The 26,361-nt window shown below is 73.3% G+C and carries 23 protein-coding genes; 14 read left to right on the forward strand and 9 right to left on the reverse strand.

The genetic code is table 11. The features are described 5' to 3' along the window. Positions 1 to 1,523, reverse strand: a 1,523-nt coding sequence (locus tag AB0K34_RS20675) for a DUF222 domain-containing protein (RefSeq protein WP_364550314.1), incomplete at its 3' end; no start/stop codon positions are given. Between the two features lie 785 nt (positions 1,524 to 2,308). On the opposite strand from AB0K34_RS20675, the gene AB0K34_RS20680 reads away from it, so the two are divergent. Continuing rightward, complete coding sequence (locus AB0K34_RS20680) at positions 2,309 to 2,605, forward strand: DUF1905 domain-containing protein (protein ID WP_205719391.1); 297 nt, start codon at positions 2,309 to 2,311, stop codon at positions 2,603 to 2,605. A 14-nt stretch (positions 2,606 to 2,619) separates the two neighbouring features. On the opposite strand, the gene AB0K34_RS20685 is transcribed toward AB0K34_RS20680, so the two are convergent. Next, on the reverse strand, positions 2,620 to 4,194 hold the full coding sequence (locus tag AB0K34_RS20685; RefSeq protein ID WP_364550316.1) for a carboxylesterase family protein: 1,575 nt from the start codon (positions 4,192 to 4,194) through the stop codon (positions 2,620 to 2,622). 151 nt (positions 4,195 to 4,345) lie between these two features. Between AB0K34_RS20685 and AB0K34_RS20690 the strand changes: the two genes are divergently transcribed. Together AB0K34_RS20690 and AB0K34_RS20695 are read left to right on the forward strand one after the other, a co-directional pair. Continuing rightward, positions 4,346 to 5,656, forward strand: a complete 1,311-nt coding sequence (locus tag AB0K34_RS20690) for an MFS transporter (RefSeq protein WP_364550318.1) — start codon at positions 4,346 to 4,348, stop codon at positions 5,654 to 5,656. Next, positions 5,653 to 7,461, forward strand: coding sequence for a sugar-binding domain-containing protein (locus AB0K34_RS20695; protein ID WP_364550320.1), 1,809 nt, complete (start codon positions 5,653 to 5,655; stop codon positions 7,459 to 7,461). The genes AB0K34_RS20690 and AB0K34_RS20695 overlap by 4 nt, the downstream gene beginning before the upstream one ends. On the opposite strand, the gene AB0K34_RS20700 is transcribed toward AB0K34_RS20695, so the two are convergent. Beyond that, positions 7,424 to 8,407: a DUF2804 domain-containing protein gene (locus AB0K34_RS20700; RefSeq protein ID WP_364550322.1), complete on the reverse strand. Its 984-nt coding sequence runs from the start codon at positions 8,405 to 8,407 to the stop codon at positions 7,424 to 7,426. The genes AB0K34_RS20695 and AB0K34_RS20700 overlap by 38 nt on opposite strands. Positions 8,408 to 8,574: 167 nt before the next feature. On the opposite strand from AB0K34_RS20700, the gene hpnC reads away from it, so the two are divergent. The 6 genes from hpnC to hpnH are packed head-to-tail and all read left to right on the forward strand — an operon-like array spanning position 8,575 to position 15,783. Beyond that, a complete protein-coding gene (hpnC, locus tag AB0K34_RS20705; protein WP_364550324.1) occupies positions 8,575 to 9,438 on the forward strand; it encodes a squalene synthase HpnC in 864 nt (287 codons plus the stop codon). After that, on the forward strand, positions 9,435 to 10,352 hold the full coding sequence (locus tag AB0K34_RS20710; protein ID WP_138638358.1) for a squalene/phytoene synthase family protein: 918 nt from the start codon (positions 9,435 to 9,437) through the stop codon (positions 10,350 to 10,352). Before hpnC ends, AB0K34_RS20710 begins: the two co-directional genes overlap by 4 nt. After that, a complete protein-coding gene (hpnE, locus tag AB0K34_RS20715) occupies positions 10,349 to 11,755 on the forward strand; it encodes a hydroxysqualene dehydroxylase HpnE (protein ID WP_364550326.1) in 1,407 nt (468 codons plus the stop codon). Before AB0K34_RS20710 ends, hpnE begins: the two co-directional genes overlap by 4 nt. Beyond that, positions 11,752 to 12,777, forward strand: a complete 1,026-nt coding sequence (locus AB0K34_RS20720) for a polyprenyl synthetase family protein (RefSeq protein ID WP_364550328.1) — start codon at positions 11,752 to 11,754, stop codon at positions 12,775 to 12,777. The genes hpnE and AB0K34_RS20720 overlap by 4 nt, the downstream gene beginning before the upstream one ends. A 22-nt stretch (positions 12,778 to 12,799) precedes the next feature. Next, on the forward strand, positions 12,800 to 14,779 hold the full coding sequence (gene shc / locus AB0K34_RS20725) for a squalene--hopene cyclase (protein WP_364550330.1): 1,980 nt from the start codon (positions 12,800 to 12,802) through the stop codon (positions 14,777 to 14,779). Then, a complete protein-coding gene (gene hpnH, locus AB0K34_RS20730) occupies positions 14,779 to 15,783 on the forward strand; it encodes an adenosyl-hopene transferase HpnH (protein WP_364550332.1) in 1,005 nt (334 codons plus the stop codon). The genes shc and hpnH overlap by 1 nt, the downstream gene beginning before the upstream one ends. Before the next feature lie 46 nt (positions 15,784 to 15,829). On the opposite strand, the gene AB0K34_RS20735 is transcribed toward hpnH, so the two are convergent. Beyond that, positions 15,830 to 17,818, reverse strand: coding sequence for a phosphatase PAP2 family protein (locus AB0K34_RS20735; protein WP_364550334.1), 1,989 nt, complete (start codon positions 17,816 to 17,818; stop codon positions 15,830 to 15,832). Positions 17,819 to 18,032: 214 nt separating this feature from the next. Here AB0K34_RS20735 and AB0K34_RS20740 point away from each other — a divergent pair, with 214 nt between their 5' ends. Together AB0K34_RS20740 and AB0K34_RS20745 are read left to right on the forward strand one after the other, a co-directional pair. Beyond that, positions 18,033 to 18,701 (forward strand): PadR family transcriptional regulator, encoded by a 669-nt coding sequence (locus AB0K34_RS20740; RefSeq protein WP_364550336.1) that lies wholly within the window; start codon positions 18,033 to 18,035, stop codon positions 18,699 to 18,701. 2 nt (positions 18,702 to 18,703) lie between these two features. After that, positions 18,704 to 19,198, forward strand: coding sequence for a DUF1707 domain-containing protein (locus AB0K34_RS20745; protein WP_364550338.1), 495 nt, complete (start codon positions 18,704 to 18,706; stop codon positions 19,196 to 19,198). Positions 19,199 to 19,225: 27 nt separating this feature from the next. Here the strand turns inward: AB0K34_RS20745 and AB0K34_RS20750 are convergent, their stop codons facing one another. After that, positions 19,226 to 20,158 (reverse strand): LysR substrate-binding domain-containing protein, encoded by a 933-nt coding sequence (locus AB0K34_RS20750; RefSeq protein WP_364550340.1) that lies wholly within the window; start codon positions 20,156 to 20,158, stop codon positions 19,226 to 19,228. A 73-nt stretch (positions 20,159 to 20,231) separates the two neighbouring features. Between AB0K34_RS20750 and AB0K34_RS20755 the strand changes: the two genes are divergently transcribed. After that, positions 20,232 to 20,396, forward strand: a complete 165-nt coding sequence (locus AB0K34_RS20755; RefSeq protein ID WP_301174307.1) for a hypothetical protein — start codon at positions 20,232 to 20,234, stop codon at positions 20,394 to 20,396. Here AB0K34_RS20755 and AB0K34_RS20760 read toward each other — a convergent pair. From AB0K34_RS20760 to edd, 4 genes are read right to left on the reverse strand one after another with little or no spacing between them, the layout of a single operon-like run. After that, positions 20,393 to 20,776, reverse strand: a complete 384-nt coding sequence (locus tag AB0K34_RS20760; RefSeq protein WP_364550342.1) for a PPOX class F420-dependent oxidoreductase — start codon at positions 20,774 to 20,776, stop codon at positions 20,393 to 20,395. The genes AB0K34_RS20755 and AB0K34_RS20760 overlap by 4 nt on opposite strands. 36 nt (positions 20,777 to 20,812) lie before the next feature. Then, a complete protein-coding gene (eda, locus tag AB0K34_RS20765) occupies positions 20,813 to 21,433 on the reverse strand; it encodes a bifunctional 4-hydroxy-2-oxoglutarate aldolase/2-dehydro-3-deoxy-phosphogluconate aldolase (protein ID WP_364550344.1) in 621 nt (206 codons plus the stop codon). Continuing rightward, positions 21,430 to 22,404 (reverse strand): glucokinase, encoded by a 975-nt coding sequence (gene glk, locus AB0K34_RS20770; RefSeq protein ID WP_364550346.1) that lies wholly within the window; start codon positions 22,402 to 22,404, stop codon positions 21,430 to 21,432. Before glk ends, eda begins: the two co-directional genes overlap by 4 nt. After that, positions 22,401 to 24,212, reverse strand: a complete 1,812-nt coding sequence (gene edd, locus AB0K34_RS20775) for a phosphogluconate dehydratase (RefSeq protein WP_364550348.1) — start codon at positions 24,210 to 24,212, stop codon at positions 22,401 to 22,403. Before edd ends, glk begins: the two co-directional genes overlap by 4 nt. A gap of 148 nt (positions 24,213 to 24,360) precedes the next feature. Between edd and AB0K34_RS20780 the strand changes: the two genes are divergently transcribed. Together AB0K34_RS20780 and AB0K34_RS20785 are read left to right on the forward strand one after the other, a co-directional pair. Beyond that, positions 24,361 to 25,485: an ROK family transcriptional regulator gene (locus tag AB0K34_RS20780; protein ID WP_364550350.1), complete on the forward strand. Its 1,125-nt coding sequence runs from the start codon at positions 24,361 to 24,363 to the stop codon at positions 25,483 to 25,485. Between the two features lie 276 nt (positions 25,486 to 25,761). Then, positions 25,762 to 26,343, forward strand: a complete 582-nt coding sequence (locus AB0K34_RS20785) for a YbaB/EbfC family nucleoid-associated protein (RefSeq protein WP_138641714.1) — start codon at positions 25,762 to 25,764, stop codon at positions 26,341 to 26,343. The last annotated feature ends 18 nt before the right edge of the window (positions 26,344 to 26,361 follow it).

Genomic DNA, 26,361 nt, shown 5'->3' on the forward strand with positions numbered 1-26,361 from the left:
GTGGTCCCGGGCCGCCACGGGACCGTGTGGTCGAGGTCGCAGCGGTGGGTTGGCTGGTTGCAGCTCGGGAACACGCAGGTCTCGTGCCGGGCCTCGACCTCCCGGCGCATCGCCGCTGACGGCCGGTAGCCGGGCCGACCGTGCTCCTCCTCGTCCCCTCGGCAGGCCGCCTCCCGGGCTCCGGCAAGTTCATGCCGGATGCGCTGTACCGCTCGTCGCACAGCATCCGGCAGCTCCCGTGAGGGAACGCGGCCGCTCACGTGGGCCAACCGCTGACCGATGACGTCAGCCAGCATCGCAACCTCGGCGTCACCGCCGGAGGACCCGTCCGAGCCCGAGGCTCGACGATCATCGGGCGGCCCGTCGCTTCCACGCTCACGGGACGGGTCACCGCGGCTCCCGACTGGGTCGGGTCCACTGGCCGCATCGGCGATGTCAGCGTGGTCGAGCCGGGCCGGCGTCGGCTGGGGCTCGCCATGTGCCCACGATGCACCGTCCGCCATGGACGCCTCCGCAGAAGGAAAGCCGCCGTCTGCGCTGGCGGAGGCGGGAGGCAAGTCGCGGGTCACCGAGGCACGGCGACTCTGCGCGGACGCCGGGACGCCGACCACGTCAGGCGACGTTGTGGCCGTAGTAGTCCCTTGCGCCGTCACGGTCGCGAGGGCGGGGGCGGGGGCTGGGCGGGGGTCGGTGCAGCTCTGGGTCATGAGTGCGCGGATGGCATCGGGAAGTTCGACCCCTTGCAGGAGTTGGGTGGCCAGGTCGGCACGAATGTTCTGGAGGGGGCGGGGGTCGCCGTCGGTCTTGATGCCGCGCGCGGCGGCGGTGATCTTGTTGTAGATGGCGTGGGCGTCCTCAACGGCAAGGTCGCACAGTGCCAGGTCGGCGGTGCCGGACGGGGTGTCCCACAGTTCCAGGCGCCTTTGCCGGACGGCTTCCCGCTTGCGTTCCTCGACGGCCTCCGGCGCGAGACGCTGGACGATCCTCCTGATGCGGCGGCGGAGTTGCCCGGTGGTCTGGGTGGACGCCTTCTCCAGCGCCGCGTCTTGGACCCGTTGCGCGACCTGCTCGGGAAGGCTGTCGGTCAGGTCGCTGATGACGCGGGCCTTGGCCAGGTCGACCCGTCCGGCCTCCAGTGCGGCACCGGTGTCGGCGAGCGGGCCGGTGAGCTGTTCGGCGAGGTGGACGAGGGTGGCCGAGGCGTTGCTGGTGATCGTGAGGGCGGCGGCGACTTCTTCGGTCACCGAATCGCGGGCCGGCAGGATCCGGTAGTCGGGGTCTTCGTCGGCCTCGGCACGTGCGCGGCGCTGGGTGAGTTCAGCGATGGCGGCCAATTCCCGGGCTTGCGCCCAGGAGGTCTGGCGGCGGGCCGCGGCCGCGACCTGGAGAAGTTCATCGTCGGTCAGATCGGCCAGGCGCTCTTTTCCACCGGACAGGCAGATGGCCAGTTGCGGGCCCGGAGGAAACCACTCCCGGCCTTCCCATTCACACTGAACACCAACCACTACCGAGGGCGCTGACAACGCGGTTCACCTCCAATCCAAATTCACTCCCCAATTGTAACGCAACCCCGTATTGACATTGACGACATTCTGGACATGCCACCTTGCCATCATTCTTCATTTTCTGCCCCCCGAATCGGAAGGACGCTCCTTGCGGTCGGCGCTCATCCAACGGTCGGCCGCAGGCCGAGCACGGCTTTATCGGAGTGAGGGTGGTTGCTGCGGGTGGACGACTGAGGTGCCCCCTGCGGCCTGGCGCCACAGCTCAGGCAGTCACCGGCTGAAGTCACGTTGGTTGCGCTGGTGGGGTTGGTCCGCCCGACAAGGACGTCCTAGCCGCCTGCCCTTCTTTCAGGTGCCGCGCGCAGCGCGGCACGGGACAGCAACCACGCACCAAACAGAACGATGAACACCTCTCCCCCAGCCACCGACAGCAACCAACGTGACAGCAAGCGGCGGCGACCGAAAGGGGAGCGCCCGCCTTCGGAAGGCCACCGCAACCGCCCACCTACAGCAACCACACAAAAACCGGCAAAAAGAAGACCCCGGCCCTGCGCACATCCGGCAGGAAAACGACAGAGGAAAACCGGCAACAGGAGCCTTATCCGCCGCCTCAGCCCCCGCACAAGATCGATAGAGAATCGCTAAGGGAAGCGACAGGGGCGAACTGGCGACATCGGGCGTGACCGCTCCCGCGTCCGGCGAACGTGGCAGCAGGGCTTCGAGCAGCGATGAGTTCCGCCGCCCGGGAAGGTCTCCCCTAGGTAGGAGAGAGCCACAGCTCGAACACCCAGAGGAGACGTCCGATGACCACTGCTCAGCCCAAGAGCATGAAGCTCGACAAGGAGTTCACGGCCCGCCTGCAGAAGAGTCCGGCGGAGGGCGGGTGGACGTACGTCGTCTGGCCCGAGTCGGCGGAGTTCTTCCAGACGCGCGGGCTGGTGAAGGTCAAGGGCACCATCGACGGGCACCCGTTCCGGGGTTCGTTCATGGCCCTCGGTGACGGCAACCACAAGCTGGCCGTGAAGGCGGAGATCCGCCGGGCGCTCGGTAAGGACGTCGGTGACGACGTCACCGTCCACCTCACCGAGCGCCTCGGCTAGTCAGCGGGTCGGAGTCAGAGGGAGTTCCAGAAGGAGCAGTTGCCGTTCTGGGCAGTGTCGGTCGGGTGGATGCCGCCGTTGCCGGGCGCCAGGGACAGGACGTCGTCCGGCGAGCGGTAGCGCGGCCACTGCGGGGCTTGGCGCGCCTGCGGCCTGCCGTCGTGCGCGAAGGACGTCCAGTAGCCGACCATCGCGTCGGAGAGCCCGGCCTGTTCGGGGTTCAGCTCGCCGAACAGACCCGGGAACAGGTACGTCAGCTCGCTGGCGTGCGCGGCGCCCTCCTCGAAGCCGGGGACGTCGAGCAGCGGAGGAGCCGTGCGGTCGGCGAACTGGTACGCGTACACGGGCACGCCGGCGCGCTTGAGCTGCCGGAACGCGTCCTGGTGCGCGCAGGGCGAGAGGATCTCGTTGGAGTCCGTCTGCACCGCGGCCAGCGCGAGCCTGGGGTCGGAGTAGGCCGACGCCGGGTAGCGCGCCAATACCGCGTCGGCGGCGGCGCCGTAGGTGGAGCGGACGATGTCCTCGTACTCCGCGGCGGTGATGGGGTTCGGGTAGCCCAGCGAGACGAACAGGCGCCATTCGTCCAGGGTGTTGCCGTGCATGACGGGCATCCGGTTGAAGCGGCCCTGGGCGATCGCCTGCTCGGGCTGCAGCGGCAGGACGCGGTCGCCGCCCGCGACGGGCCCGACGTTCAGGGCCTTGGCCTCGAAGGTCTCCAGCAGCGTCTTGACATCCGTCGCGCGCAGGCACGCGGCGTCGGCGGCGGGCGAGCCCTTGTCGCAGCCCACGGCCTCCGCGAGCGTCGCCCCCTCGTCCTCGGCCGAGGCTTCGGTGCGCGCGGGCGCGATGCAGGTGTAGCTCTGCGCGATGACCTTGTGGAACAGGCCCGCCGCGGTGGGCGAGGCGAGGTTGGCGCAGGCGTCCTGCGCGCCGGCGGACTCGCCGAACACCGTCACGTTCCGGGGGTCGCCGCCAAAGGCCCCGGCGTTGCGCTGCACCCAGCGCAGGGCCGCCTGCTGGTCGAGCAGGCCGTAGTTGCCGGCCTGGGAGCGGCGGTCGGCGCCGGTCTCCAGGCCCTGGTGCGCGAGCCAGCCGAACGGGCCGAGCCGGTAGTTGACGGTGACCACGACGACGTCGCCGTCCGTGGCGAGCTTGGCGGCGTCGTAGATGCTCCCGGCGCCGGTCACGTTGCCGCCGCCGTGCACCCACACCATGACGGGCAGGCGCCGGTTCTTGCGCGCGCTGTCCGGTGTGGTGACGTTCAGGTAGAGGCAGTCCTCGGCGTAGGACGTCGGGCCGCCGTAGGGCGCGGGGAGTTGCGCGCACTGGTCGCGCGGCGTGGTCGCGTCGTAGACGCCCTGCCACGCGCGCGCCGGCTGCGGCGGCCTCCAGCGCAGGCTCCCGGTCGGCGGCGCGGCGAACGGGATGCCCTGGAAGAGCCGGTACCCGTCCGCTAACTGACCCCGCACCGGTCCGAGGTCGGTGCGGACGACGGCGGACGGATCCCGCCCGCCCTGCTGGGCCGCGGCCGGAACCGCCCCGGTCAGGGCGAGGCCGGCAGCGAGCAGTGGGATGGCGATGAGCCTCAAAGGGTCCCCTTTCAGTGCGGCGTTCGTCGAACGCCCCCGATCCCCCGATCCCGATCTTGTGCTTGAGATCACATGAGAACCCGGTTCGCGGGCGGATGCAAGAGGTCCCGGGCGACGAACGTCCAGTAAGTGAGCCTTGTACTGTTCGGGCGTGACAACGGGTGACAACGCACCGCTCGGGCGGCGGCTCTGGACGATGCTGGTCCTGCTCGGCTTCGTCGGGCAGCTCGCCTGGACCGTCGAGAACATGTACCTCAACGTGTTCGTCTACGACACGATCAGCGGGAACCCCGACGTGATCGCGGCGATGGTGGCGGCGAGCGCGGTGGCGGCCACGGTCGCGACGCTGGCGATCGGCGCGCTGTCGGACCGGCTCGGCCGCAGGCGCGCCTTCATCGCCGCCGGGTACGTGGTGTGGGGGCTGTCCACGGCGGCGTTCGGACTGGTCAGCGTGGACACGGTCGCGGAGGTCGCGCCGTTCGCGGACGCGGTCGTGGTCGCGGTGGTCACCGTCGTCGTCCTCGACTGCGTCATGTCGTTCCTCGGGTCGGGCGCCAACGACGCTAGCTTCCAGGCGTGGGTGACGGACGTGACCCGGACGGAGAACCGGGGCCGCGTCGAGTCCGTCCTGGCCGTGATGCCGCTGATGTCGATGCTGGTGGTCTTCGGCGGGTTCGACTGGATGACGCGGGACGGCCGGTGGTCGCTGTTCTTCCTCGTCATCGGGCTGATGATCGCGGCGGCCGGCGTGCTGGCGTGGGTGTTCGTCCGGGACCGCCCGGTGGAGCGGCAGGAGGGCGGCTACCTCGGCGCGCTCGTGCACGGGCTGCGGCCGTCGGCGATGCGCGCGAACCCCGGGCTGTACCTGGCGCTGTCCGCGTGGTGCGTGTGGGGGATCTCCACGCAGGTGTTCCTGCCCTACCTGATCATCTACCTGGAGCGGTACCTGGACATCGACGGCTACGCGCTGGTGCTCGCCGTCGTGCTGACCGGCGCGTCGGCGGTCAGCGTGCTGGCCGGGCGGTTCATCGACCGGATCGGGAAGGCGCGGTTCCTCGCTCCCGCGGTCGCGGTGTACGCGGCGGGGCTGCTGCTGATGCCGCTCGCGCGCGGCATGGTCCCGGTGATCGGCGCGGGGCTGGTGCTGATGTCGGGGTTCATGCTGGTGCTGGCCCCGGTCGGCGCGCTCGTGCGGGACTACACGCCGCCGGGGCGGGCCGGGCACGTGCAGGGCCTGCGGATGGTGTTCGCCATCCTCATCCCTATGATCATCGGGCCGGCCCTCGGCGCCGCCGTCATCAAGGGCGCGGACGAGCGCTACGAGGACCTGGGCGTGCTCAAGCACGTCCCGACGCCCGCCGTCTTCCTGGCGGCGGCAGCGGTCCTGGTGCTGATCGTCCCGCCGGTGCTGGCGCTGCGCCGCCGGGACGCGCGCACGCCGGACGAGGAGGCCGTGGGATGACGCTGCTCACCAGGTGGGGCAGGACGCTGGATCCGGACGCGGTGCTGCCGGAGTACCCCCGGCCGCAACTCGTCCGAAAGAGCCACCTCAACCTCAACGGGCGCTGGGAGTACTCGTTCGACGACACGTCCCCGGAGGGGCCGGAGGGGCCGGAGGGGCCGGAGGAGTACGACGGCGAGATCCTCGTCCCGTTCTCGCCGGAGTCGCCGCTGTCGGGGGTCGGCCGGCAACTGCTCCCGCACGAGACGCTCTGGTACCGGCGGGACGTCCGGCTGCCGGAGGGGTTCCGGCCCGACGGGCACCGGGTCCTGCTGCACTTCGGCGCCGTCGACCAGACCTGCCGGGTGACGGTCAACGGCCGGGAAGCGGGCCGGCACGAGGGCGGCTACCTCCCGTTCTTCTTCGACATCACCGACCTCCTGGAGGACGGCGCCGGAACCCTCGTGGTGGAGGTCCAGGACCCGTCCGACGCCGGGGACCGGGGCTGGGGCAAGCAGAGCCTCAAGCGGGGCGGCATCTGGTACACGGCCCAATCCGGCATCTGGCAGACGGTGTGGATCGAGTGCGTACCGGAGGTGCACGTCGAGCGGCTGACGCTCGTCCCGCATCTGGACGAGGCGTGCGTCGAGGTCACGGTGCACGCGAGCACCGGCGACACGGCCCGGATCGAGGTCAGCGCGGACGGCGAGGTCGTCGCACGCGCCGAGGCGCCGGCCGGGGAGCCGGTGCGGATCGACATTCCGAACGTCCGCCCCTGGAGCCCCGAAGACCCCTTCCTCTACGACATCACCGTCGAACTCGGCACGGACCGTGTCGAGAGCTATGTCGGGATGCGGTCGTTCGGCGTCGGCCCGGACGAGGCGGGCGTCCCCCGGCTGCTGCTGAACGGGCGCCCGTACTTCCACGCGGGCGTCCTGGACCAGGGCTACTGGCCGGACGGCATGTACACGGCGCCGTCCGACGAGGCGCTGGTGCACGACATCGCGACGATGAAGCGGCTCGGCTTCACCATGCTCCGCAAGCACATCAAGGTGGAGCCGCTGCGCTGGTACTACCACTGCGACCGGCTCGGCATCCTCGTGTGGCAGGACATGGTGAACGGCGGCGGCCCGTACCACCGCGAGGTCGTGACGGCGCCGGCCGTGCTGCCGCTGCGCCTCGACGACCGCAGGCACAAGCGTTTCGGACGCGCCGACGCCGGTTCCCGCGCGCGCTTCCGCGAGGAGACGCGGGAGACGATCGAGCACCTGCGCAATGTGGTGAGCATCGCCGTCTGGGTGCCGTTCAATGAGGGCTGGGGGCAGTTCGACGCGGCGGACGTCGCCGCCGAGGTTCGGGCGCTCGACCCGACGCGGACCATCGACCACGCCAGCGGATGGCACGACCAGGGCGCCGGGGACCTGCGCAGCCTGCACGTGTACTTCCGCAAGTTCCGCGTCCCGCGCCGCAGGGACGCCCGCGTCCTCGTCCTTTCCGAATACGGCGGATACAACCTGCGGGTGGACGGCCACGCCTTCAACGACAAGGACTTCGGCTACAAGCGCTACGACTCGCCCGCCCGGCTCGGCGCCGCGTTCGCGCGGCTGCACGCGCGGCAGATCGCCCCGGCGGTGCCGCGCGGGCTCAGCGCGACCGTCTACACGCAGCTCTCGGACGTGGAGGACGAGCTGAACGGCCTCCTCACCTACGACCGCGAGGTGTGCAAGCTCCCCGAGGACCTGGTGCGCTCGGTGAACGCGCGCCTCACCGGCGTGGCCGGCGCGGCGGTCACCAGCGCTGCCGGGCCTCCTCAGCCCACCCGCTGAGGCCGTCGACGCCGACCCACGCGCCGTCGTCGGCCTGGACGCGCCCGGTGAAGTGCCCGAAGCACTGGTGGGTCTCGGTGCCGACGACGCCGAGCTCGGTGCGCGCGACCTTCTCGTGGAAGGGGCGGAACTCGACCTCGACGCGCCGCCCGTTGATCGTCCACGGGCGCATCCAGTCGGACGTGTCGTAGGTCCAGGTCAGCTCTTCGCCGATCTTGTGGAGCCGGCCGTCCACGAACACGGCGTTCTCCGTCATGCCGGTGCCGTCGGTCCACTTGCCGCCGAACTGCAGCGCGAGGCCGGGGCCGCTCGCCGCGGCCCAGTTCCACGTCATCCGGTACGGCCACTTGCCGCGCCCGTGGTCGAGGACGGCGAACGCGCCCTCGCCGATCTCGTACTCCCCCGACGGCAGCACCAGCCGCCCCCGCACGGGGCGCCCGACGTCCTTCACCGTGTACTGGAAGCGCTTCGGCCCCCACGGGATCACCACGCCGAGCGACTCGTGCCCGTCCGGCAGCGGGACCTCGACGTCGAGATCGACCAGGCCCGGCACCAGCGCCCGCACCCGCGACCCCGACGGGCGCTGCCGGACGCCGACCGCCGCTCCCCCGCCCCGCACGGACGCCTCGCCCTCGCCGCTGCGGTCGGGGAACACGGCGCCGCGCGCGAGCGGCACCACCGCGTCCTTCGCGGTCTCCTCCCCGGTCTCGCGGTCGAGCACCCACACGCCGTGCACCCCGGCGTAGTCGAGCGAGGAGGCCACCAGCCCGATGATGTGCCGGGGCGTGACGATCCCCCAGTACTCCCAGCGCTTCACCCGGCCCCAGCCGCGCAGGTTCGCGCGGTGCAGGGGGCGCCGCGTCCAACCGACCGCCTCCGGGTTCAGCCGGCCGTCCGGCAGGCACAGGTCGACGGGGGCGGTGATCTCGCGCTCGTGGGTCGCCATTCCCCGAGCCTACTGATCACCGGTTCCGGCGCTCACCGGGGAACGTCCTGTTCAATGGCGTCGGCGCCGCGCCCCCTGCAACGGTCCAGGGCACACCGCGCAGCGTTTAAATAAGTCCATACCTTGGCCAGAGTTTCTCTCGTGCCGTCCCGGTCGATCTCTCCAAGGTGATCATTGAACCGCTCTGGAGCGTCGAGGAGCACGATCGCGCGCTGGACCGGCTCGCGGCCCGGGAGAACTTCCCGGTGGCCGCGCGGCTGCTGCCCGCCCGGCACCGGGCCGGCCTGCGGGCCGTCTACGGTTACGCGCGGCTCGTCGACGACATCGGCGACGAGGCGCCGCCCGAGCAGCGGGCCAAGCTCCTCGACCTCGTGGACGACGACCTGGACCGCGTGTTCGCCGGGCGGACGCCGAACCTGCCGCAGTTAAGGCGGCTGGCCGGGGCGGTGCACGCGCACCGGATCCCTGAGGCGCCGTTCCGCGACCTGGTCCGGGCGAACCGGCAGGACCAGGTCGTCCACCGGTACGAGACGTTCGATGAGCTGGCCGGGTACTGCGCGCTGTCGGCCGCGCCGGTGGGCCGCATCGTCCTGCACCTGTTCCGCGCGCACCGGCCCGCGCTGGAGGCGGCGTCCGACGACGTGTGCACCGCGCTGCAGGTCATCGAGCACTGCCAGGACGCCAGCCAGGACTACCGGGACGGGCGGATCTACCTGCCCGCCGCGGACCTGCGCCGGTTCGGCTGCGCCGAGGAGGACCTGGCCCGCGCGGCGACGCCGACGCGGCTGCGCGGCGTGCTGGCGCTCCAGGCGGGCCGCGCGGCCGAACTGCTGGACCGGGGCGCGCCGCCGCTCATGGCGGGCCTGACCGGATGGGGGCGGATCGCGGTCGCGGGCTACATCGCCGGGGGGCGCGCGGCGCTGGCGGCGCTGGCGCGCGGGCGCTACGACGTCCTCGCCCGGCAGCTGCGCCCGCGGCACGCCGCGCTGCCCGCCGGCTGGGCGCGGGTTCTCAGAGGGAGTGTGCGATGACGGTTTCGGAGACGTGCGAGGGTTCCGAGCGGGTGGTGGAGGCGTACCGGCACTGCGAGCGCGTGGTGCGGGAGGAGGCCCGGAACTTCTCCTACGGGATCCGGCTGATGCCCGCGCCGAAGCGGCGCGCGATGAGCGCGATCTACGCGTTCGCGCGCGGCATCGACGACATCGGGGACGGCCCGGAGCCGGCGTGCGTGCGGCTCGACCTGCTGGACCGGTCGCGGCGGCGGCTGCTGACCGTCGAGGAGGTGGTGCGGCGCCGCGCGGACGTCCGGGCGCTGGAGGGGCATCCGGTGCTGACCGCGCTGGCGGACGCGGCGGGCCGCTACCCGATCCCGCTCGCCGCGTTCGACGAGCTGATCGACGGCTGCGAGAACGACGTGCGCGGCGCCGACTACGACACCTTCGACGACCTGCTGCGGTACTGCCAGCGGGTCGCGGGGACGGTCGGGCGGCTGTCGCTCGGGGTGTTCGGGTCGGACGGCCGGCAGCGGGCGGAGGGCCTCGCCGACTCGCTCGGCGTCGCGCTCCAGCTCACCAACATCCTGCGCGACCTGCGCGAGGACCGGCTGGCCGGGCGCACCTACATCCCGCGGGAGGACCTGGTCCGGTTCGGCTGCACGCTGGAGCTGGACGAGTCGGGCGCCTTCATCGACCCGCCGTGGCGGCTGAACAAGCTGGTCGGCTTCCAGGCGGAGCGGGCGCGGGCCTGGTACGCGGAGGGGCTGCGGCTGCTGCCGCTGCTGGACCGGCGCAGCGCCGCGTGCACGGCGGCGATGGCCGGCATCTACCGGCGGCTGCTGGAGAGCATCGCGGCGCGCCCGGCGATCGCACTGGACAGACGGGTCTCGCTGCCGACTTGGCAGAAGGCCGTCGTGGCGGCGCGCGCGCTATCGGGGGTGGAGCGGTGAGCGTGGTCATCGTGGGCGGCGGACTCGCAGGCATCAGCGCCGCCATAGCGCTCCAGGAGTCGGGCGTGCCGGTCACGCTCGTGGAGTCCCGGCCGTGGCTGGGCGGCGCGACACACTCGTTCGCGCGCGGGGAGCTGAGCGTCGACAACGGGCAGCACGTGTTCCTGCGGTGCTGCACGGCGTACCAGGGGCTGCTGCGCAGGCTGCGCGCCGACCACCTGGTGGAGGTGCAGGAGCGCTTCGACGTCCCCGTCCTGCGGCCGGGCGCGAAGGCGGCGCGGCTGCGGCGGGCGAACCTGCCGAGCCCGCTGCACCTGCTGCCCGCGCTGGCCCGGTACTCGCCGCTGGCGCCCGCCGACCGGGCGCGTGCGGTGCGCGCCGCGCTGGCGCTCGGCCGGCTGGACCCCGCCGACCCGGCGCTCGACACGATGGCGGCCGGAACGTGGCTGGCCGAGCACGGGCAGCGGACCTGGGCGCGCAACGCCCTGTGGGGGCTGTTCATCACCGCCGCGCTCAACGCCGAGGTGGACGAGGCGGCGCTCGGCCTGTCGGCGATGGTGTGCAAGCGGGCGCTGCTGAGCCGCGCCGACGCCGCCGACATCGGGGTGCCGCTCGTCCCGCTGGAGGAGCTGCACGGCGGGCCGGCGCTGCGGCGCATCGCGGAGATGGGCGGCACCGTCCGGCTGAAGGCGAAGGTCGAGGCCGTCACCACCGACCCGAAGGTGGTGGTGGACGGCGTGCCGATCGCCGCCGACGCGGTGATCATGGCGGTGCCGCACGAGGCGGCGGCGCGGCTGCTGCCCGCGCAGGCGCTGCCGGACCCGCTGCGCTGGCCCGAGCTGGACGCCAGCCCCATCGTGAACGTGCACGTCGTCTACGACCGGAAGGTCATGGACGCGCCGTTCGCCGCCGCCGTCGCCTCGCCCGTCCAGTGGGTGTTCGACCGGACGGCGGTCAGCGGGCTGCGCCGCGGCCAGTACCTGGCGGTGTCGCTGTCGGCCGCCGACCGCTGGGTCGACCTGCCGACCGCCGAGCTGCGCGCCCGGTTCGTCCCCGAGCTGCGGCGGCTGCTGTCGGCCGCGCGCGGCGCCGCCGTCCGGGAGCTGTTCGTGACGCGGGAGCGGCGGGCGACGTTCCGGCAGCGCCCCGGCACCGCGGCGGCCCGGCCGGGCGCGGTCACGCGCACGCCGGGGTTGTTCCTCGCCGGCGCGTGGACCGACACGGGCTGGCCCGACACGATGGAGGGCGCGGTCCGCAGCGGCCTGACCGCCGCGCGGCTGGTCCGCCGCCACCTGGCCGGAATGCCGGAGCGGGCGGAGGCGCCGGACCGGGCGGCGCGCACGCCCGCCGACCTCCAGCCGATCCCGATCCGTCGCCACCTGGAGGAGGTGAGGGGCCGGTGACCGCTGTTCCGGTCTCGATGACCGATGTACGCGAGCTGGTCGACGGGGCGCTGCGCGCCGCCGTCGGCCGGCTCGATCCGCGCACCTACCGCGTCGCGGCCTACCACCTGGGCTGGACGGACGAGGAGGGGCATCCGCGCAAGGCGCCCGCCGGCAAGGCGCTGCGCCCGGCGCTCGCGCTGCTGTCGGCGCGCGCCGCGGTGGCGCCGCCGGAGAGCGCCCTGCCGGGCGCCGTCGCGGTGGAGCTGACCCACGCGTTCTCACTGCTGCACGACGACATCATGGACGGCGACCGCACGCGCAGGCACCGCCCGGCGGCGTGGACGGTGTTCGGCGAGGCGTCCGCGATCCTCACCGGTGACGCGCTCCTCGCCCTCGCCGGCGAGGTGCTGCTGGAGGCGCCGGGGCAGGGCTCGGCGCGGGCGGCGCGCGCGCTGTCCACCGCCACCCGCCGCCTCATCGCCGGCCAGTCGCTCGACATGGACTTCGAGAGCCGCCGCCAGGTCGGCGTGGACGAGTGCGTCGCCATGGCGTCCGACAAGACCGCCGCGCTGCTGGCGTGCTCCTGCTCGATCGGCGCCGTCCTCGACGACGCGCCCAGGCCGCTCACGGAGGCGCTGGAGGCGTTCGGCACCGACCTCGGCATCGCGTTCCAGCTCGCCGACGACCTGCTCGGCATCTGGGGCGACCCCGCGACCACCGGGAAGCCGGCCATGTCGGATCTGCGGTCCCGCAAGATGTCGCTGCCGGTCGTGGCCGCGCTGAACTCCGGCACGCCGGAGGGCGCGAAGCTCGCCGAGCTGTACGCGCGGCCCGGGCCGCGTGCGGCGGAGCCGGCGGAGTCCGAACTGGCGGAGGCCGCCGCGCTGGTCGAGGCGGCGGGCGGGCGCGCGTGGGCCGAGCTCGAGGCCGAGAGCCGCGTCCAGCGGGCCGCCGAGCACCTGCTGGCGGCCCGGATGCCGGACTCCGCCCGCACCGAGTTCCTCCGCATCGCCGACTTCGTCACCCGCCGGGACCACTGAGAGATCCGGGATCAGATCACCGATGACAACGCTGGAAACGCCGGAGACCCCGGAGGCCGCCGGAACCCGGACCGCCGCCGAGGCGCTGGACGCCGCCCGCGACCACCTGCTGCTGCTCCAGTCCCCGGAGGGCTGGTGGAAGGGCGAGCTGCAGACCAACGTCACGATGGACGCCGAGGACCTGCTGCTGCGCGAGTTCCTCGGCGTCCGCACCGACGAGGACACCTTCGAGGCGGCCCGCTGGATCCGCTCGCAGCAGGCCCCCGACGGGACGTGGGCGAACTTCCACGACGGCCCACCCGACCTGTCCACGACCGTCGAGGCGTACGTGGCGCTGCGGCTCGCCGGAGACCCGCCGGACGCGGGCCACATGATCCGCGCCGCCGCCTACGTCCGCGGCGAGGGCGGCCTCCCGGCGACGCGCGTGTTCACCCGGTTCTGGCTCGCGATGTTCGGCCGCTGGTCCTGGGACGAGCTGCCCGTGGTCCCGCCGGAGATGCTGTTCCTGCCGCGCTGGTTCCCGCTGAACGTGTACGACTTCGCGTGCTGGGCGCGGCAGACGATCGTCCCGCTGACGGTGGTGGGGGCGCTGCGTCCCGTCCGGCCGCTGCCGTTCGGGCTGGACGAACTCGTCCCCGACTACGACGTCCCGGGGCCGAGGCGGCGCCGCCTGCCCGGCTGGGGCGAGGCGTTCGGCGCGCTCGACAAGGCCCTGCACATCTACCAGCGGCACGTCTACCAGCGGCACGTCCACCAGCGGCACGCCCACCGGCGGCGCCCGCTGAAGGGCGTGCGGGAGGCGGCGCTGCGCCGCGCCGCGGAGTGGATCATCGCGCGGCAGGAGCGGGACGGCTCGTGGGGCGGCATCCAGCCGCCGTGGGTGTACTCGCTGATCGCGCTGCACCTGCTCGGCTACGGCGTCGACCACCCGGTCGTGCGGCGCGGCCTGGACGGCCTCGAACGGTTCACGATCCGGGACGAGCGGGGACGCCGCCTTGAGGCGTGCCAGTCCCCCGTCTGGGACACCGTCCTCGCGATGAACGCGCTCGCCGACGCGGGCCTGCCCGCCGGGCACCCGGCGCTGGAGCGGGCCGCCGAGTGGGTGCTCGGCGAGGAGGTGCGGGGACCGGGCGACTGGTCGGTGCGGCGCCCCGGACTGCCGCCGGGCGGCTGGGCGTTCGAGTTCGACAACGACGTCTACCCCGACGTGGACGACACCGCCGAGGCCGTGATCGCGCTGAACCGCGTCCGGCACCCGGCGGCCGAGCCGGCGATCGAGCGGGGCGTCCGATGGATGGCCGGGATGGTCTCGCGGGACGGCGGGTTCGGCGCGTTCGACGCCGACAACACCCGGACGCTGTGCCGCAGGCTGCCGTTCTGCGACTTCGGCGAGGTCATCGACCCGCCGTCCGCCGACGTCACCGCGCACGTCCTGGAGGCGCTCGCGCACCGCGGCATGGCCGACTCGCTGCTCGCCAAGCGGGCCGTCGTGTGGCTGCTGAAGGCGCAGGAGCCCGACGGGTCGTGGTTCGGCCGGTGGGGCGCCAACCACGTGTACGGGACGGGCGCCGTCGTCCCGGCGCTGGTCGCGGCGGGCGTCCGGCCGGAGAAGCCGGCGATCCGGGACGCGGTCGGCTGGCTGGAGCGCCACCAGCGCGACGACGGCGGCTGGGGCGAGGACCTGCGCTCCTACCGGGACCGGTCCTGGGTCGGACACGGGGCGTCGACCCCGTCGCAGACGGCGTGGGCGCTGCTGGCACTGCTGGCCGCCGGCGAGCGCGGCCCGGCCGTCGAGGGCGGCGTCCGCTGGCTCTCTGAGCACCAGCGCCCGGACGGGACGTGGGACGAGGACCACTTCACCGGCACCGGGTTCCCCGGCGACTTCTACATCAACTACCACCTGTACCGGCTGGTGTTCCCGCTGTCCGCGCTGGGCCGGTACCTGGGTGCCGGCGCCGCCGCGCCCGGCGGGCCCGGCGGCGGGTCGAAGGAGGCGTTCTGATGGCGATGCCACTGCGGCAGAGCCTGCGCGTCGGCGGGTACGTCCTGCGCAACAAGCTGGCCGGGCGGGAGAAGTACCCGCTGATCATGGAGCTGGAGCCGCTGTACGCGTGCAACCTGGCCTGCGCGGGCTGCGGGAAGATCCAGCATCCGGCGGACGTGCTGAAGCAGCGGATGCCCGTCGAGCAGGCGCTCGCGGCCGTCCGCGAGTGCGGGGCGCCGATGGTGTCGATCGCGGGCGGCGAGCCGCTGATGCACCCGAAGATCGGCGAGCTGGTCGCCGAGCTGGTCAAGATGCGGCGGTACGTGTTCCTGTGCACGAACGCGGCGCTGATCCCGAAGAAGATCGACCAGTTCCGTCCGTCGCGGTACTTCGCGTGGGCGGTGCACATCGACGGGCTGCGCGAGCGGCACGACGCGTCCGTCTGCAAGGAGGGCGTGTTCGACCAGGCGGTCGAGGCGGTCCGGATGTGCCAGGAGCGCGGGTTCCGGGTCACGACGAACACGACCGTGTTCAACACCGACACCCCGCAGACGGTCATCGACGTCCTCGACTACCTGAACGACGACCTGCGCGTCGACCAGATGATGATCTCGCCGGCGTACGCCTACGAGAAGGCGCCCGACCAGGAGCACTTCCTCGGCGTCCAGGAGACCCGGAGCCTGTTCGCGAAGGCGTTCGCGGACGGCCGCCGGCGGCGCTGGCGGTTCAACCACTCGCCGCTGTTCCTGGACTTCCTGGAGGGCAGGGCCGACTTCCGCTGCACGGCGTGGGCGATCCCGTCGTACTCGCTCAAGGGGTGGCAGCGGCCCTGCTACCTGATGGACGACGGCTACTGCGACACCTACCAGGAGCTGCTCGACACCACCGACTGGGACGCCTACGGCCGGGGCCGCGACGACCGGTGCGCGAACTGCATGGCGCACTGCGGCTACGAGCCGACGGCGGTGTTCGCGACGATGGGCTCGCTGAAGGAGTCGCTGCGCGCGATGCGCAGCGTGTGACGCGGGCGGCCGCCGTCACTGCGGATCCCGTCACTCCGAATCGGCGTCATTCCGGGCCGTCGCGCAGCTCCTCGATGACGTCGCGGACGGCGTCCATCAGGGCGTCGGCGTCGTCCGCCAGGCCGGGGTCGACGGAGAGGCCGAAGCACAACTCGCGGTCGACGCCGAGCGCGGCGATCGCGAGCGGCGCGCCCGGCGCCAGCGGGACGATCGGGTACACGGCGGTGAGCGGGGCGCCCGCCAGCCGCAGCGCCTTGTCGGGGCCGGGGAGGCTCGACACGGTCCCCTGCAGGAAGCGCCCGCTGTAGGACATCCGGGCGAACCGGCCGTGCAGCGGCGCCGGCATGACGCGGCCCGCCTGCCACATCACGAACCAGGCGGCCTGCGCGCGGGTGCCGGAGCGCAGCACGCGGCTGCGCTCGGCGATCAGGGCGAGCCGGTCGGGCTCGGCCATCTTCCCGACCGGCAGGTCGACCATGACGGCCGTGGTGTGGTTGCCGACCATCGCGCTGCCGGGCGGCCGCATCATGAGCGGCACGGCGACGCGGCAGGTGTCGGGGCGCCCGTCCTCCTCGCTGACGACCCGGTTCAGCGCGCCCGCGACCGCGCACAGCACCACGTCGGTCACGCGCGCGTCGTAGCGGCGGCCGACGTCCCGGACCTGGGCGAGCGGGAGCGACATGCTGCCGAAGCGGCGCTCGGACGTCCCGGCGGCGGGCAGCGGCTCCGGCCTGGTCACGGCGGAGGCGAGCTGCCCGAGCCCCGCCACGGTGGCGAGCGCCTTCCGCAGCGGCTTGCGCGGGAACCGCGCGCCGAGGTTGTCGGGCGGCGGCTCCATCAGGTACATCGCCTGCGCGACGATCCCGACGCCGTCGGCGACGACGTGGTGCATCAGGTACACGACGGCGGTGCGGCCGGGCTCGGCGCCCTTCATCACGACCATCCGCCACGGCGGCCGGTCGAGCGGCAGCAGCTCCGCCTGGAGCTCGGCGACGGCGGCGCGCAGGCCCGCCATGCCGTCGACCTCCCGCTCGGCGACGTGCCACTCCCAGTCGACCGGGTCGTGGTCGCGCCAGACGGGGCGGCGCCACCGGCCGCGGCGGACGAGCCGCTGCCGGAAGCGGGGCAGCCCGTCCAGCCGCTCCCGGATGACCCGGACGAGATCCTCGCGCCCGACCTCGCCCTTCGAGGTGTCGAGCATGATGACGCCGCCGGCCTGCTGCGGCGCGGCGGGCGTCTCCACGGCGAGGAAGAAGGCGTCCGGCCCCTGGATGCGGGCGGACGGCCGGTGCGGGTGGGCGATGCGCTCGGCGATGTACACGGAGACCACCACGAAGGGGACGGCGGCCACCGCGTCCACGATGAAGTGGTTCGCGGTCGCCAGGATGACGTAGAGCGTAAGGAGGATGTGACCGAGGTTCAACCACTGCACCCACCGCTTCGCCTTCACGCGGGCGAGCTCGACGCCGACCCACAGCGTCCAGCCCATGTGCAGGGACGGGACGGCGGCGAGCTGGTCGGCGTGGCGCACCATCGGCGAGCCCCACGACCCCCAGGTGCGGCCCTCGGAGACGGTGTCGATGAACCCGAGGTCGGGCATCAGCCGCGGCGGCATCACCGGATAGAGGGCGAAGCACGCCAGGGCCGCGAGGTTGAGCAGGACGAAGGCGTTGCGGGCCGTCCGGTAGCGGTCGGGGTGGCGCAGGAATAACCAGACGAGCAGCGCCAGCGCGCTCCCGATGTAGGTGATCGCGTACTCGTAGTTGGCGAGCAGGCGCAGCGCCGACTGGTCGGCCAGCCAGCCGTTGAGGGCGGGTTCGATGTCGAGGTGCAGAGCCCGCTCAAGCCGGAAGAGCATCTCCCCGTGGGCGCGGGCCGGGCCCGTCCTGGCCGGCTCCGGGAGCATCGTGACCAGCGAGTACACGGTGAAGAGCGCCAGGCCGAGCAGCAGCTCGTTCCTGGCGCGGGGGCGGGGTGCCGCGACGTCCGGTGTGCCGACCGCGCCGGGCGCGGTCACCGCCTCGTGTGTGCCCATCGTCCCCCTCGGCCGGGTGGTACCCAAGATTCGCGGAATCAGACGGCAGTGGCCGGTATCGGGGATCATGCCCGGTTCGCCGTCGGCGAAAGCGTGTCCGCCCCGCGGAATGTCCGGGAACACTCTGGCTCAGCGAAACGTCTTCGATATATCGTTGTCGTATCGCGAGGGATCAGAGAGTGATCTCAGAAGGTGGTGTCAGAACATGGGACACATGCACGGACACGGCCCGTGGGGGCGCGGTGAGTTCCCGAACTTCGGCGCGCTGTTCGGCGGCGCCCCGTGGGGGCCCGGGCCGTTCGGCGGCCACGGCCCCGGCCCGCGCCCGCCGTGGGCGCGCGGGCGCGGCGGCCCGTGGGGCCGGGGCGGCAAGGCGCGCAAGGGGAACGTCCGCGCGGCGATCCTCGTGCTGCTGGCCGAGGAGCCGCGCAACGGCTACCAGATCATCCAGGAGATCAACGAGCGCAGCGGCGGCGCGTGGAAGCCGAGCCCCGGCGCGGTCTACCCGGCGCTGCAGCAGCTCGCCGACGAGGGCCTGATCGCCGGGGACGAGAGCGGCGGCCGCCGCACCTTCCGCCTCACCGACGAGGGACGCGCCTACACCGAGGAGAACGCCGACCGGCTCGCCGAGCCGTGGGCGGAGATGACGCCCGACTTCGGCGAGGGCGTCCCCGAGCTGTTCAAGCAGGCCGCGCAGACGGGGGCCGCGGTGATGCAGATCGTCCACTCCGGGTCGTCCGCCCAGGTCGCCCAGGCCACGGAGGTGCTCGCGGACGCGCGCCGCGGCCTGTACCGCATCCTGGCCGACGACCTCGACACGCGGGACGACGCCGACGACGCCAACGACGACGACCCGGGGCCGACGGCCGCGGGCGGGGAGTAGCCATGGCACGCCACGACGAGATCCGCGTCGGCGACGCCGAGCGCGACGCGGTCATGGTCGCCCTGCACGACCACTTCGCCGCCGGCCGGCTGGACCGCGGCGAGCTGGACGAGCGGCTGGACACCGCGCTGACCGCCAAGACGCGCGGCGACCTGCGCACCCTGGTCGAGGACCTGCCGGCGCCGACCGGCCTCCCGGAACCCGAGAAGGCCGCGGGCCCCGGCGCGCCGCTCGCCTTCCCCGGCCCGTTCATCGGCGGGCCGGGGCACCCCGCATGGCAGCGCCATCACCGGCACCTGGCCGCCCGCCACCGGCACGGGCCCCGCTTCCCGGCGTTCCCGCTGCTGCTCGCGGTGTTCCTGGTGCTCGCCTTCACCGCCGGGCCGGGCACGGGGGTCCTGGTCGTCCTGCAGATCGCGCTGGCGGTCTGGCTGATCCGCGCGGCGCTGCTGGCCTTCGGGGTGCGCCGCCCCCGCCACCGGCCGCCGCACGCCTGAGGCACCGGCCCCGCTCCCGCCGGCCGTTCAGGCGGCGGCGGGCGGGGCGCAGCGGCCGGGGACGGAGTCGCGGAGGGCGCGCAGGCCGCGCGCGATCAGCGGGTGGTCGCGGCTGCCGCGGCGCACGCAGGTCAGCACCCGCCGCCTCGGGACGCCGTCGCCGCCCAGCGGGACCCGGACGACCGGCTGGTCGGACGGCCCGTCCGCCAGCCGCGGCACCAGCGACACCCCGAGGCCGTGCGCGACGAGCGACCAGATCACCGACCAGGTGGTGGCGTGGTGCGCGAACCGGGGCGTGAAGCCGGCCGCGGCGCAGTACGTCAGGACCTGCTGGTGGTGGGCGCAGACCTCGGGCTCGACGCTGATCCACGTCTCGCCCGCCGCGTCCTCCAGGCGGGTGAGGCCCGCCCGGAGTGCGAGCGGGTGGGCGGCCGGGACGATGAGGTCGAGCGCCTCCTCCAGCAGCAGCTCGCGGTCGAAGCGCGGGTCGCCGGGCGGCGGCGCGTCCGGCGTGGGCTCGATGACCGCGATGTCGGTCTCCCCGGCGGCGAGCAGGCCGAGGGCCTCGGCGGTGTCGCACTCCCGGACCTCGACCGCGAGGTCCGGGTCGTCCCGCCTGAGGGCGCCGGCGGCGGGGGCGATGAGCCCGCCCACCGCCGTCGTGAACCCGCACATGCGCAGCGGCCCGGTGGCGCCGGCGCGGTGCGACTCCAGCTCGGCGAGGGCCTCCTCCCACCTGGCCAGCAGGCCGTCCGCGTGCGCGATGAGCAGGTGCGCGGCCGGGGTCAGCCTGACCTTGCGGCCCTGCGGCTCCAGCAGCGGCACCTTCAGCTCCCGCGCCAGCTCGCGCAGCTGGTGGGACACCGCCGACGGGGTGAGGTGCAGCGCCTCCGCCGCGGACGTGACCGTCCCGTACTGGTGGACGAGCCGGAGCATGTGCAGCCGCCGCAGATCAATCATGAAAACATATTGCACGATCCACTGAGGAAATCTGAAATGGACGGCAACATTCGGCCGGTTGCAGACTGCTGTCATGACTCAGCACAGCACCCTCGTGTCCCGCCACCTCACCAGTGAAGGCGTCGTCCTCTGGACCCGCTGCGCCTGCGGCCGGCTGCGCATGGACCTCGTCCCGCACGGGGACGCGCCGCGGCTGACCGCGGGCCCCTGCCCGCACGCCGCCGGCGGCCGCCGCTAGCCGAGGGTCACCTCGTAGTGGAGCGTCCGGTAGTGCTTCACCCGGTGGAAGAACGGCACCGCGAACCCCTGCAGGAAGGGGTGCTTGCGGGCCAGCAGCCGCCGGATCGGCTGCGACTCCTCCTCGCTGAGCAGCCGGACGCGGCCGTGCACGGCCGGGCCCGTGACCTTGCCCCGGAAGGTGCTCGGCTCGATCTCCACCTCGGGGTTGCGCGCCAGCCGCTTCGTCTTGACGGCCTTGTCGTAGGTGCGGAAGTAGGCGTGCTCGCCGAGCACGACGACGTTGACGGGCGTCCCGACCGGCGTCCCGTCCTTGCGGTAGGACGTCAGCAGGACGGTCCGCTGCTTTTTCAGGCTCTCAAGCGTCTCTGTGGTGTTCATATCCCTGAGACGGGACTACCCGTCTCAATCGTGACATCACCGCAGGGCGGCCGCCTCTTCGGCGAGTCCGCGGACGCGGTCCCAGTCGCCGTCGCGGACGGCGTCCGCCGGGGTCAGCCAGGAGCCGCCGACGCAGCCGACGTTCTTCAGCGCCAGGTACTCGGCGGCGTTCCCCGGGCCGATCCCGCCGGTCGGGCAGAACCGGATCCGCGGCAGCGGCCCGGCGAGCGACTTCAGGTAGGCGGTGCCGCCCGCGGCCTCGGCGGGGAAGAACTTCATCGCCGTGATCCCGCCCTCCAGCAGCGCGATCGCCTCCGACGCGGTCGCGACGCCCGGCAGGAACGGCAGGCCCGTCGCGACCATCGCCGCCTGGAGGCGGGGCGTGCAGCCGGGGCTGACCAGGAACCGCGCCCCGGCGGCGGCCGAGCGCTCGGCGTCCTCGGGCCGGACGACGGTGCCGGCGCCGACCACGGCGTCCGGCACCTCGGCGGCGATCCGGGTGATCGCCTCCAGCGCGGCCGGGGTGCGCAGCGTCACCTCGATCACCGGGAGCCCGCCCTCGACCAGGGCGCGGGCGAGCGGGACGGCGGCCCCGGCGTCCTCCAGCACCACGACCGGGATCACGGGGGCGAGGTCGAGCAGGTCTTCGGCGATCATGCGGGCTCCATGTCGGGCAGGCTCTGCGCGAGCCGGACGGCGGCGCCGACCAGCGCCGGGCCGGGGTGGACGATGAGGGCGGTCGGGATGGCGCGCACGTAGTCCTCGACGGGGGGCTTCCCCTCGAAGCGGGCGCGGAACGCGCTGCCGTGCAGGACGTCCACGATGCGCGGCAGGATCCCGCCGCCGAGGTAGACGCCGCCGCGGGCGCCGAGGGTCAGCGCGGCGTTCCCCGCGAGCGAGCCGAGCAGCGCGCAGAACATCTCCAGCGCCTCCATACAGCGCGGGTCGTCGCGGCGCTCGGTGATCTGCCGCGCGGTGAGGTCCGCGGCGGGCACGCCGTCGAGCACCGACAGGTACCGGTGAATGCGGGCGAGCCCGGCCCCGGACAGCAGGTACTCGGCGGTCGCCGCGCCCTTCTCGGCACGCAGCAGCCGGGCCACCTCGATCTCCCGGTCGGTCGCGGCCGGGACCTCGACCTGCCCGCCCTCGCCGGGCACCGGCACCCAGCCGTGCGGCGTCGGGACGAGCCCGGCGACGCCGAGCCCCGTGCCGGGCCCGACCACCGCGAGCGCCGCCGCACCCGTGGCCGGGGCGGGGGTCCGCCCGCCGACGGCGACCAGGTCGTCCGGGCCGAGGCGCGGCAGGGACAGGGCGAGCGCCTCGAAGTCGTTGATGACGTCGAGGTGCGGCACGCCGAGGTGGGCGCGCACCTGCTCCACGCTGCCGCGCGGCCAGCCCGCGTTGGTCAGGTGGTACGTCCCGCCGGCGACGGGCCCCGCCACCGCCAGGCACGCGGCGGCCGGCCGCACCCCGACCGCGCCGAGGTACGCGGCGGCCGCCTCGGCGAGCCCCGGGTAGTCGGCGGTGGGCAGCGACCTCACCTCGGACGGGACGCCGTCCGGCCCGTCCAGCAGCGCGAACCGCGCATTCGTCCCCCCGACGTCCGCGACCAGCCACACGCCGCTCATGCGAACACTCCCGCGCCGCGCTCAGCGGGCCCCACCGCATCGCGGAACGCCTGGAACAGCTCGCGTCCCGTGCCGTAGGTCTGGCCGGACGCCGCGGCGGCGGGCTCGCGGGCGGCGAACTCCTCCTCCGGGACCAGGACCTCCAGCACGCCGCCGTCCGCGTCGAGCCGGACGATGTCGCCGTCGCGGACGCGGGCGAGCGGGCCGCCCGCGGCCGCCTCCGGCGACACGTGGATCGCGGCGGGCACCGCCCCAGAGGCGCCCGACATACGACCGTCCGTGACGAGGGCGACCATGTGGCCGCGGTCCTGCAGGACCGACAGCGGCGGGGTCAGCCGGTGCAGTTCCGGCATCCCGTTCGCGCGCGGGCCCTGGTTGCGGACGACGGCGACCACGTCCCGGTCGAGCTCCCCGGCGGCGAACGCCTCCTGGAGCTGCTCCTGCGAGTCGAACACGCGCGCGGGCGCCTCGATCGTCCGGTGCTCCGGCTTCACGGCCGACACCTTGATGACCGCCCGCCCCAGGTTGCCGCGCACGGTGTGCAGGCCGCCGTGGGTGTCGAACGGGTCCGCGACCGGCCGCAGCACGTTCGTGTCGCCCGACTCGGTGACGGTGCTCCGCCACTCGGCCTTGCCCGCCGCGTACTCGGGAACGTTCCGGTACGCGGCGAGGGTGGCCCCGCCGACCGTCCGCGCGTCCTCGTGCAGGAGCCCGGCGTCGATCAGCTCGCCGATGAGGAACGCGGTGCCGCCCGCCGCGTGGAAGTGGTTCACGTCGGCGGTGCCGTTCGGGTAGAGGCGGGTGAGCAGCGGCGTCACCGCGGACAGCTCGTCGAAGTCGTCCCAGGTCAGCTCGATGCCCGCCGCCGCGGCCATCGCGACCAGGTGCAGCGTGTGGTTGGTGGAGCCGCCCGTGGCGAGCAGCGCGACGACGCCGTTGACGAACGCGCGCTCGTCCAGCAGCTCGCCGATCGGCGTGTACTCCCCGGCCAGGTCCGTCAGCTTCAGGATGCGGCGCCCGGCCGCCTCGGTCAGCGCGTCCCGCAGCTTCGTGCCCGGCGGGACGAAGCTCGCCCCCGGCAGGTGCAGGCCCATGACCTCCATGAGCAGCTGGTTGGAGTTCGCCGTCCCGTAGAAGGTGCAGGTGCCGGGCGAGTGGTAGGACGCGGCCTCCGCGGCGAGGAGCTGCTCGCGGCCGATCTCCCCCGCCGCGTACCGCTTGCGGACCTTCGCCTTCTCCCCGTTCGGCAGCCCCGACGCCATCGGCCCGGCCGGCACCAGGATCACCGGCAGGTGCCCGAACGACAGCGCGCCGATCACCAGCCCCGGCACGATCTTGTCGCAGACGCCGAGCAGCAGCGCGCCGTCGAACATGTCGTGCGACAGCGCCACCGCCGTCGCCATCGCCACCACGTCCCGGCTGAACAGCGACAGCTCCATGCCGGCGCGGCCCTGCGTGATGCCGTCGCACATCGCGGGCACGCCGCCGGCGAACTGCGCCGTCCCGCCCGCCGCGCGGATCGCGCCCTTCAGGATGTCCGGGTAGTCCTGGAGCGGCTGGTGCGCCGACAGCATGTCGTTGTACGCCGACACGATCGCGATGTTCGGCGTGACGTCGCCGCGGAGCCACAGCTTGTCCTGGACGCCGCACGCCGCGAAGCCGTGCGCGAGGTTCGCGCAGCCCATGCCGCTGCGGACCGGACCCTCCGTCCGGGCGTCGCGGATCCGGCTCAGGTACGCGCCGCGCGTGCCGGCGCTCCGTTCGACGACGCGCCGGGTCACTGCCTCCAGCACGGGATGTACGGGCATAGGACGCTCCAGACCAGGGGGAACTCTAGATCGCCAAGCTATCGGGACATAGGTCATCCCTTCAACCCCACTTATGAACTTCAGATGACAAAAGTCTGTATCTTGCGCCAACTGGACGCACTGAACGCCCGCGTGCTTGACTGACCGGATGCCCCGCCCCGTCTCCCGTCCCTCCACGGCCGGCGACATGCTGAGCCTGATCCGCGAGGACGGCGTCGCCACCCGCGCCGACCTGGGCCGCATCACCGGGCTGTCGCGTCCCGCCGTGGCGTCCCGCGTCGCCGCCCTCATCTCGCGCGGCCTCGTGATGGAGCGCACCACCGGGCCGTCCACCGGCGGCCGCCCCCCGGCCCGGCTGGAGTTCAACGCCGCCGGCGGGGCCGTCCTCGTCGCCAACCTCGGCCAGTCGCGCGGCCAGCTCGCCGTCTGCGACCTCGCCGGGACGATCCTCGCCCGCGCCGACGGTCCGCCGGCGGAGACGTCCCCCGGCAAGACCCTCCCCCGCCTCCTGGAGGAGTGGACGTCCCTCCTCGCCTCCTCCGGCGTGGCGGAGGCGTCGATCCGGGGCGTCGGCCTCGGCGTCCCCGACGCCGTCGAGCACGCCGCCGGCCGCTGGGACGCCGTCGAGATCGGGGCGCCGATCTCCGCCCGCTTCGGCGTCCCCGCCTACCTCGACAACGAGGTCAACGCCGCCGCGCTCGGCGAGCACCAGGCCCACCCCGGCGTCGACGACCTGCTGTTCGTCAAGGTCTCCACCGGCATCGGCGCGGGCGTCATCGCGGGCGGCCGCATCCAGCGCGGCGCCCTCGGCGCGGCGGGCGAGATCGGGCACGTCCCCGTCCCGTCGCCCCTCGACGCCCCCTGCCGCTGCGGCAACGTCAACTGCGTCGAGGCCATCGCCGGCGGCACCGCCCTGCTGGCCCGCTCCCCCGCCGACGACCTCCCCGCCCTCGCCGCGCTGGCCCGCTCCGGCGACCCCGCCACCGTCGCCCTCCTCCGCGACGCCGGCCGCCGCATCGGCGAGGTCGTCGCGACCGCCGTCAACCTCCTGAACCCGGCCGTGGTCGTCCTCGGCGGCGACCTGGTCGGCGCCGACGAACCCCTGATCGCGGGCCTCCGCGAAACCGTCTACCAGCGCTCCACGGCCCTCGCGACCCGCACCCTTCGCATAGAGCCGAGCCGCCTGGGCGAGCAGGCGGGCCTGAAGGGCTGCGCGGCGATGGTCCTGGACAACATCCTCTCCCCCGAAGCCATCGACACCGCCCTCCAGTAGAAGCACTCCTTCTGCGCGGCGGCAATTTGCCCGATATATCGCCAGCGATCTGCCCCCATGACACCCGCGGGCAGGAAGCGGACACTGAAAGCCGTTCCCGTTCAGGCAGGTCAATGCCTTCTCAGAGCCACCGGCCCTGACACTTCGGCGCGAACTGTTCACAAACGGGGAGACACCTCGGTACGGTAAGTGGCACGACAGCATCAACTCACCGCCAACTGTTCAGTAGAAACCGCTGTCACACAGGATCCACGGGCAGACCTGAGGTGCGTGCCAATGCCTGACGAACCCAGTCGGCTTGATCGTCTCTTGAACAAGGAGACGCCGTTCCGTCCCGGCTCTGCCGAAGAAGCACAGGCACGGTTGGCCGAATTCGGCGCAGCCTCGCCCACTCCTCCCACGTCCACCGAGGACGAAGCGGGCACGCCCGCGACCTCAGGGTTCACTTGGACTCCACTCGAGACCGACGAACCAACACCGGGGACCGACGCCGCGGGCACGGGGACGCACGAGCAGGCCCAGGAGGCCGCGCTGGCACGATTCCTCGAAGCCGCGGACGAACTGAGGTCCGCCTCCGAGCGCATGCAGGCCATCACAGGACGGGCGTCCTCGCCGGACGGAATGATCAAAGTGACCGTGAATCCGCACGGACACCTGACCGAACTCCGACTCGATGCCACCATCCGCAGGCACTACACCGCCGAGCAGATCGGACCCGCGATCACAGCGGCCGTCCAGCAGGCCGAGCGATCTCGCACGGAGCAGCAAGCGGCATCATGGTCTGACATTTATCCCGATGCCGCTCCCTATCCGACGGAGGACTCGCCCGCATCCGAATCGGAACCAGGCCGACCCTGAGCAGTCCCTGGAGGGGCA

Source organism: Actinomadura sp. NPDC049382 (assembly GCF_040677125.1).
GTDB lineage: Bacteria > Actinomycetota > Actinomycetes > Streptosporangiales > Streptosporangiaceae > Spirillospora > Spirillospora geliboluensis.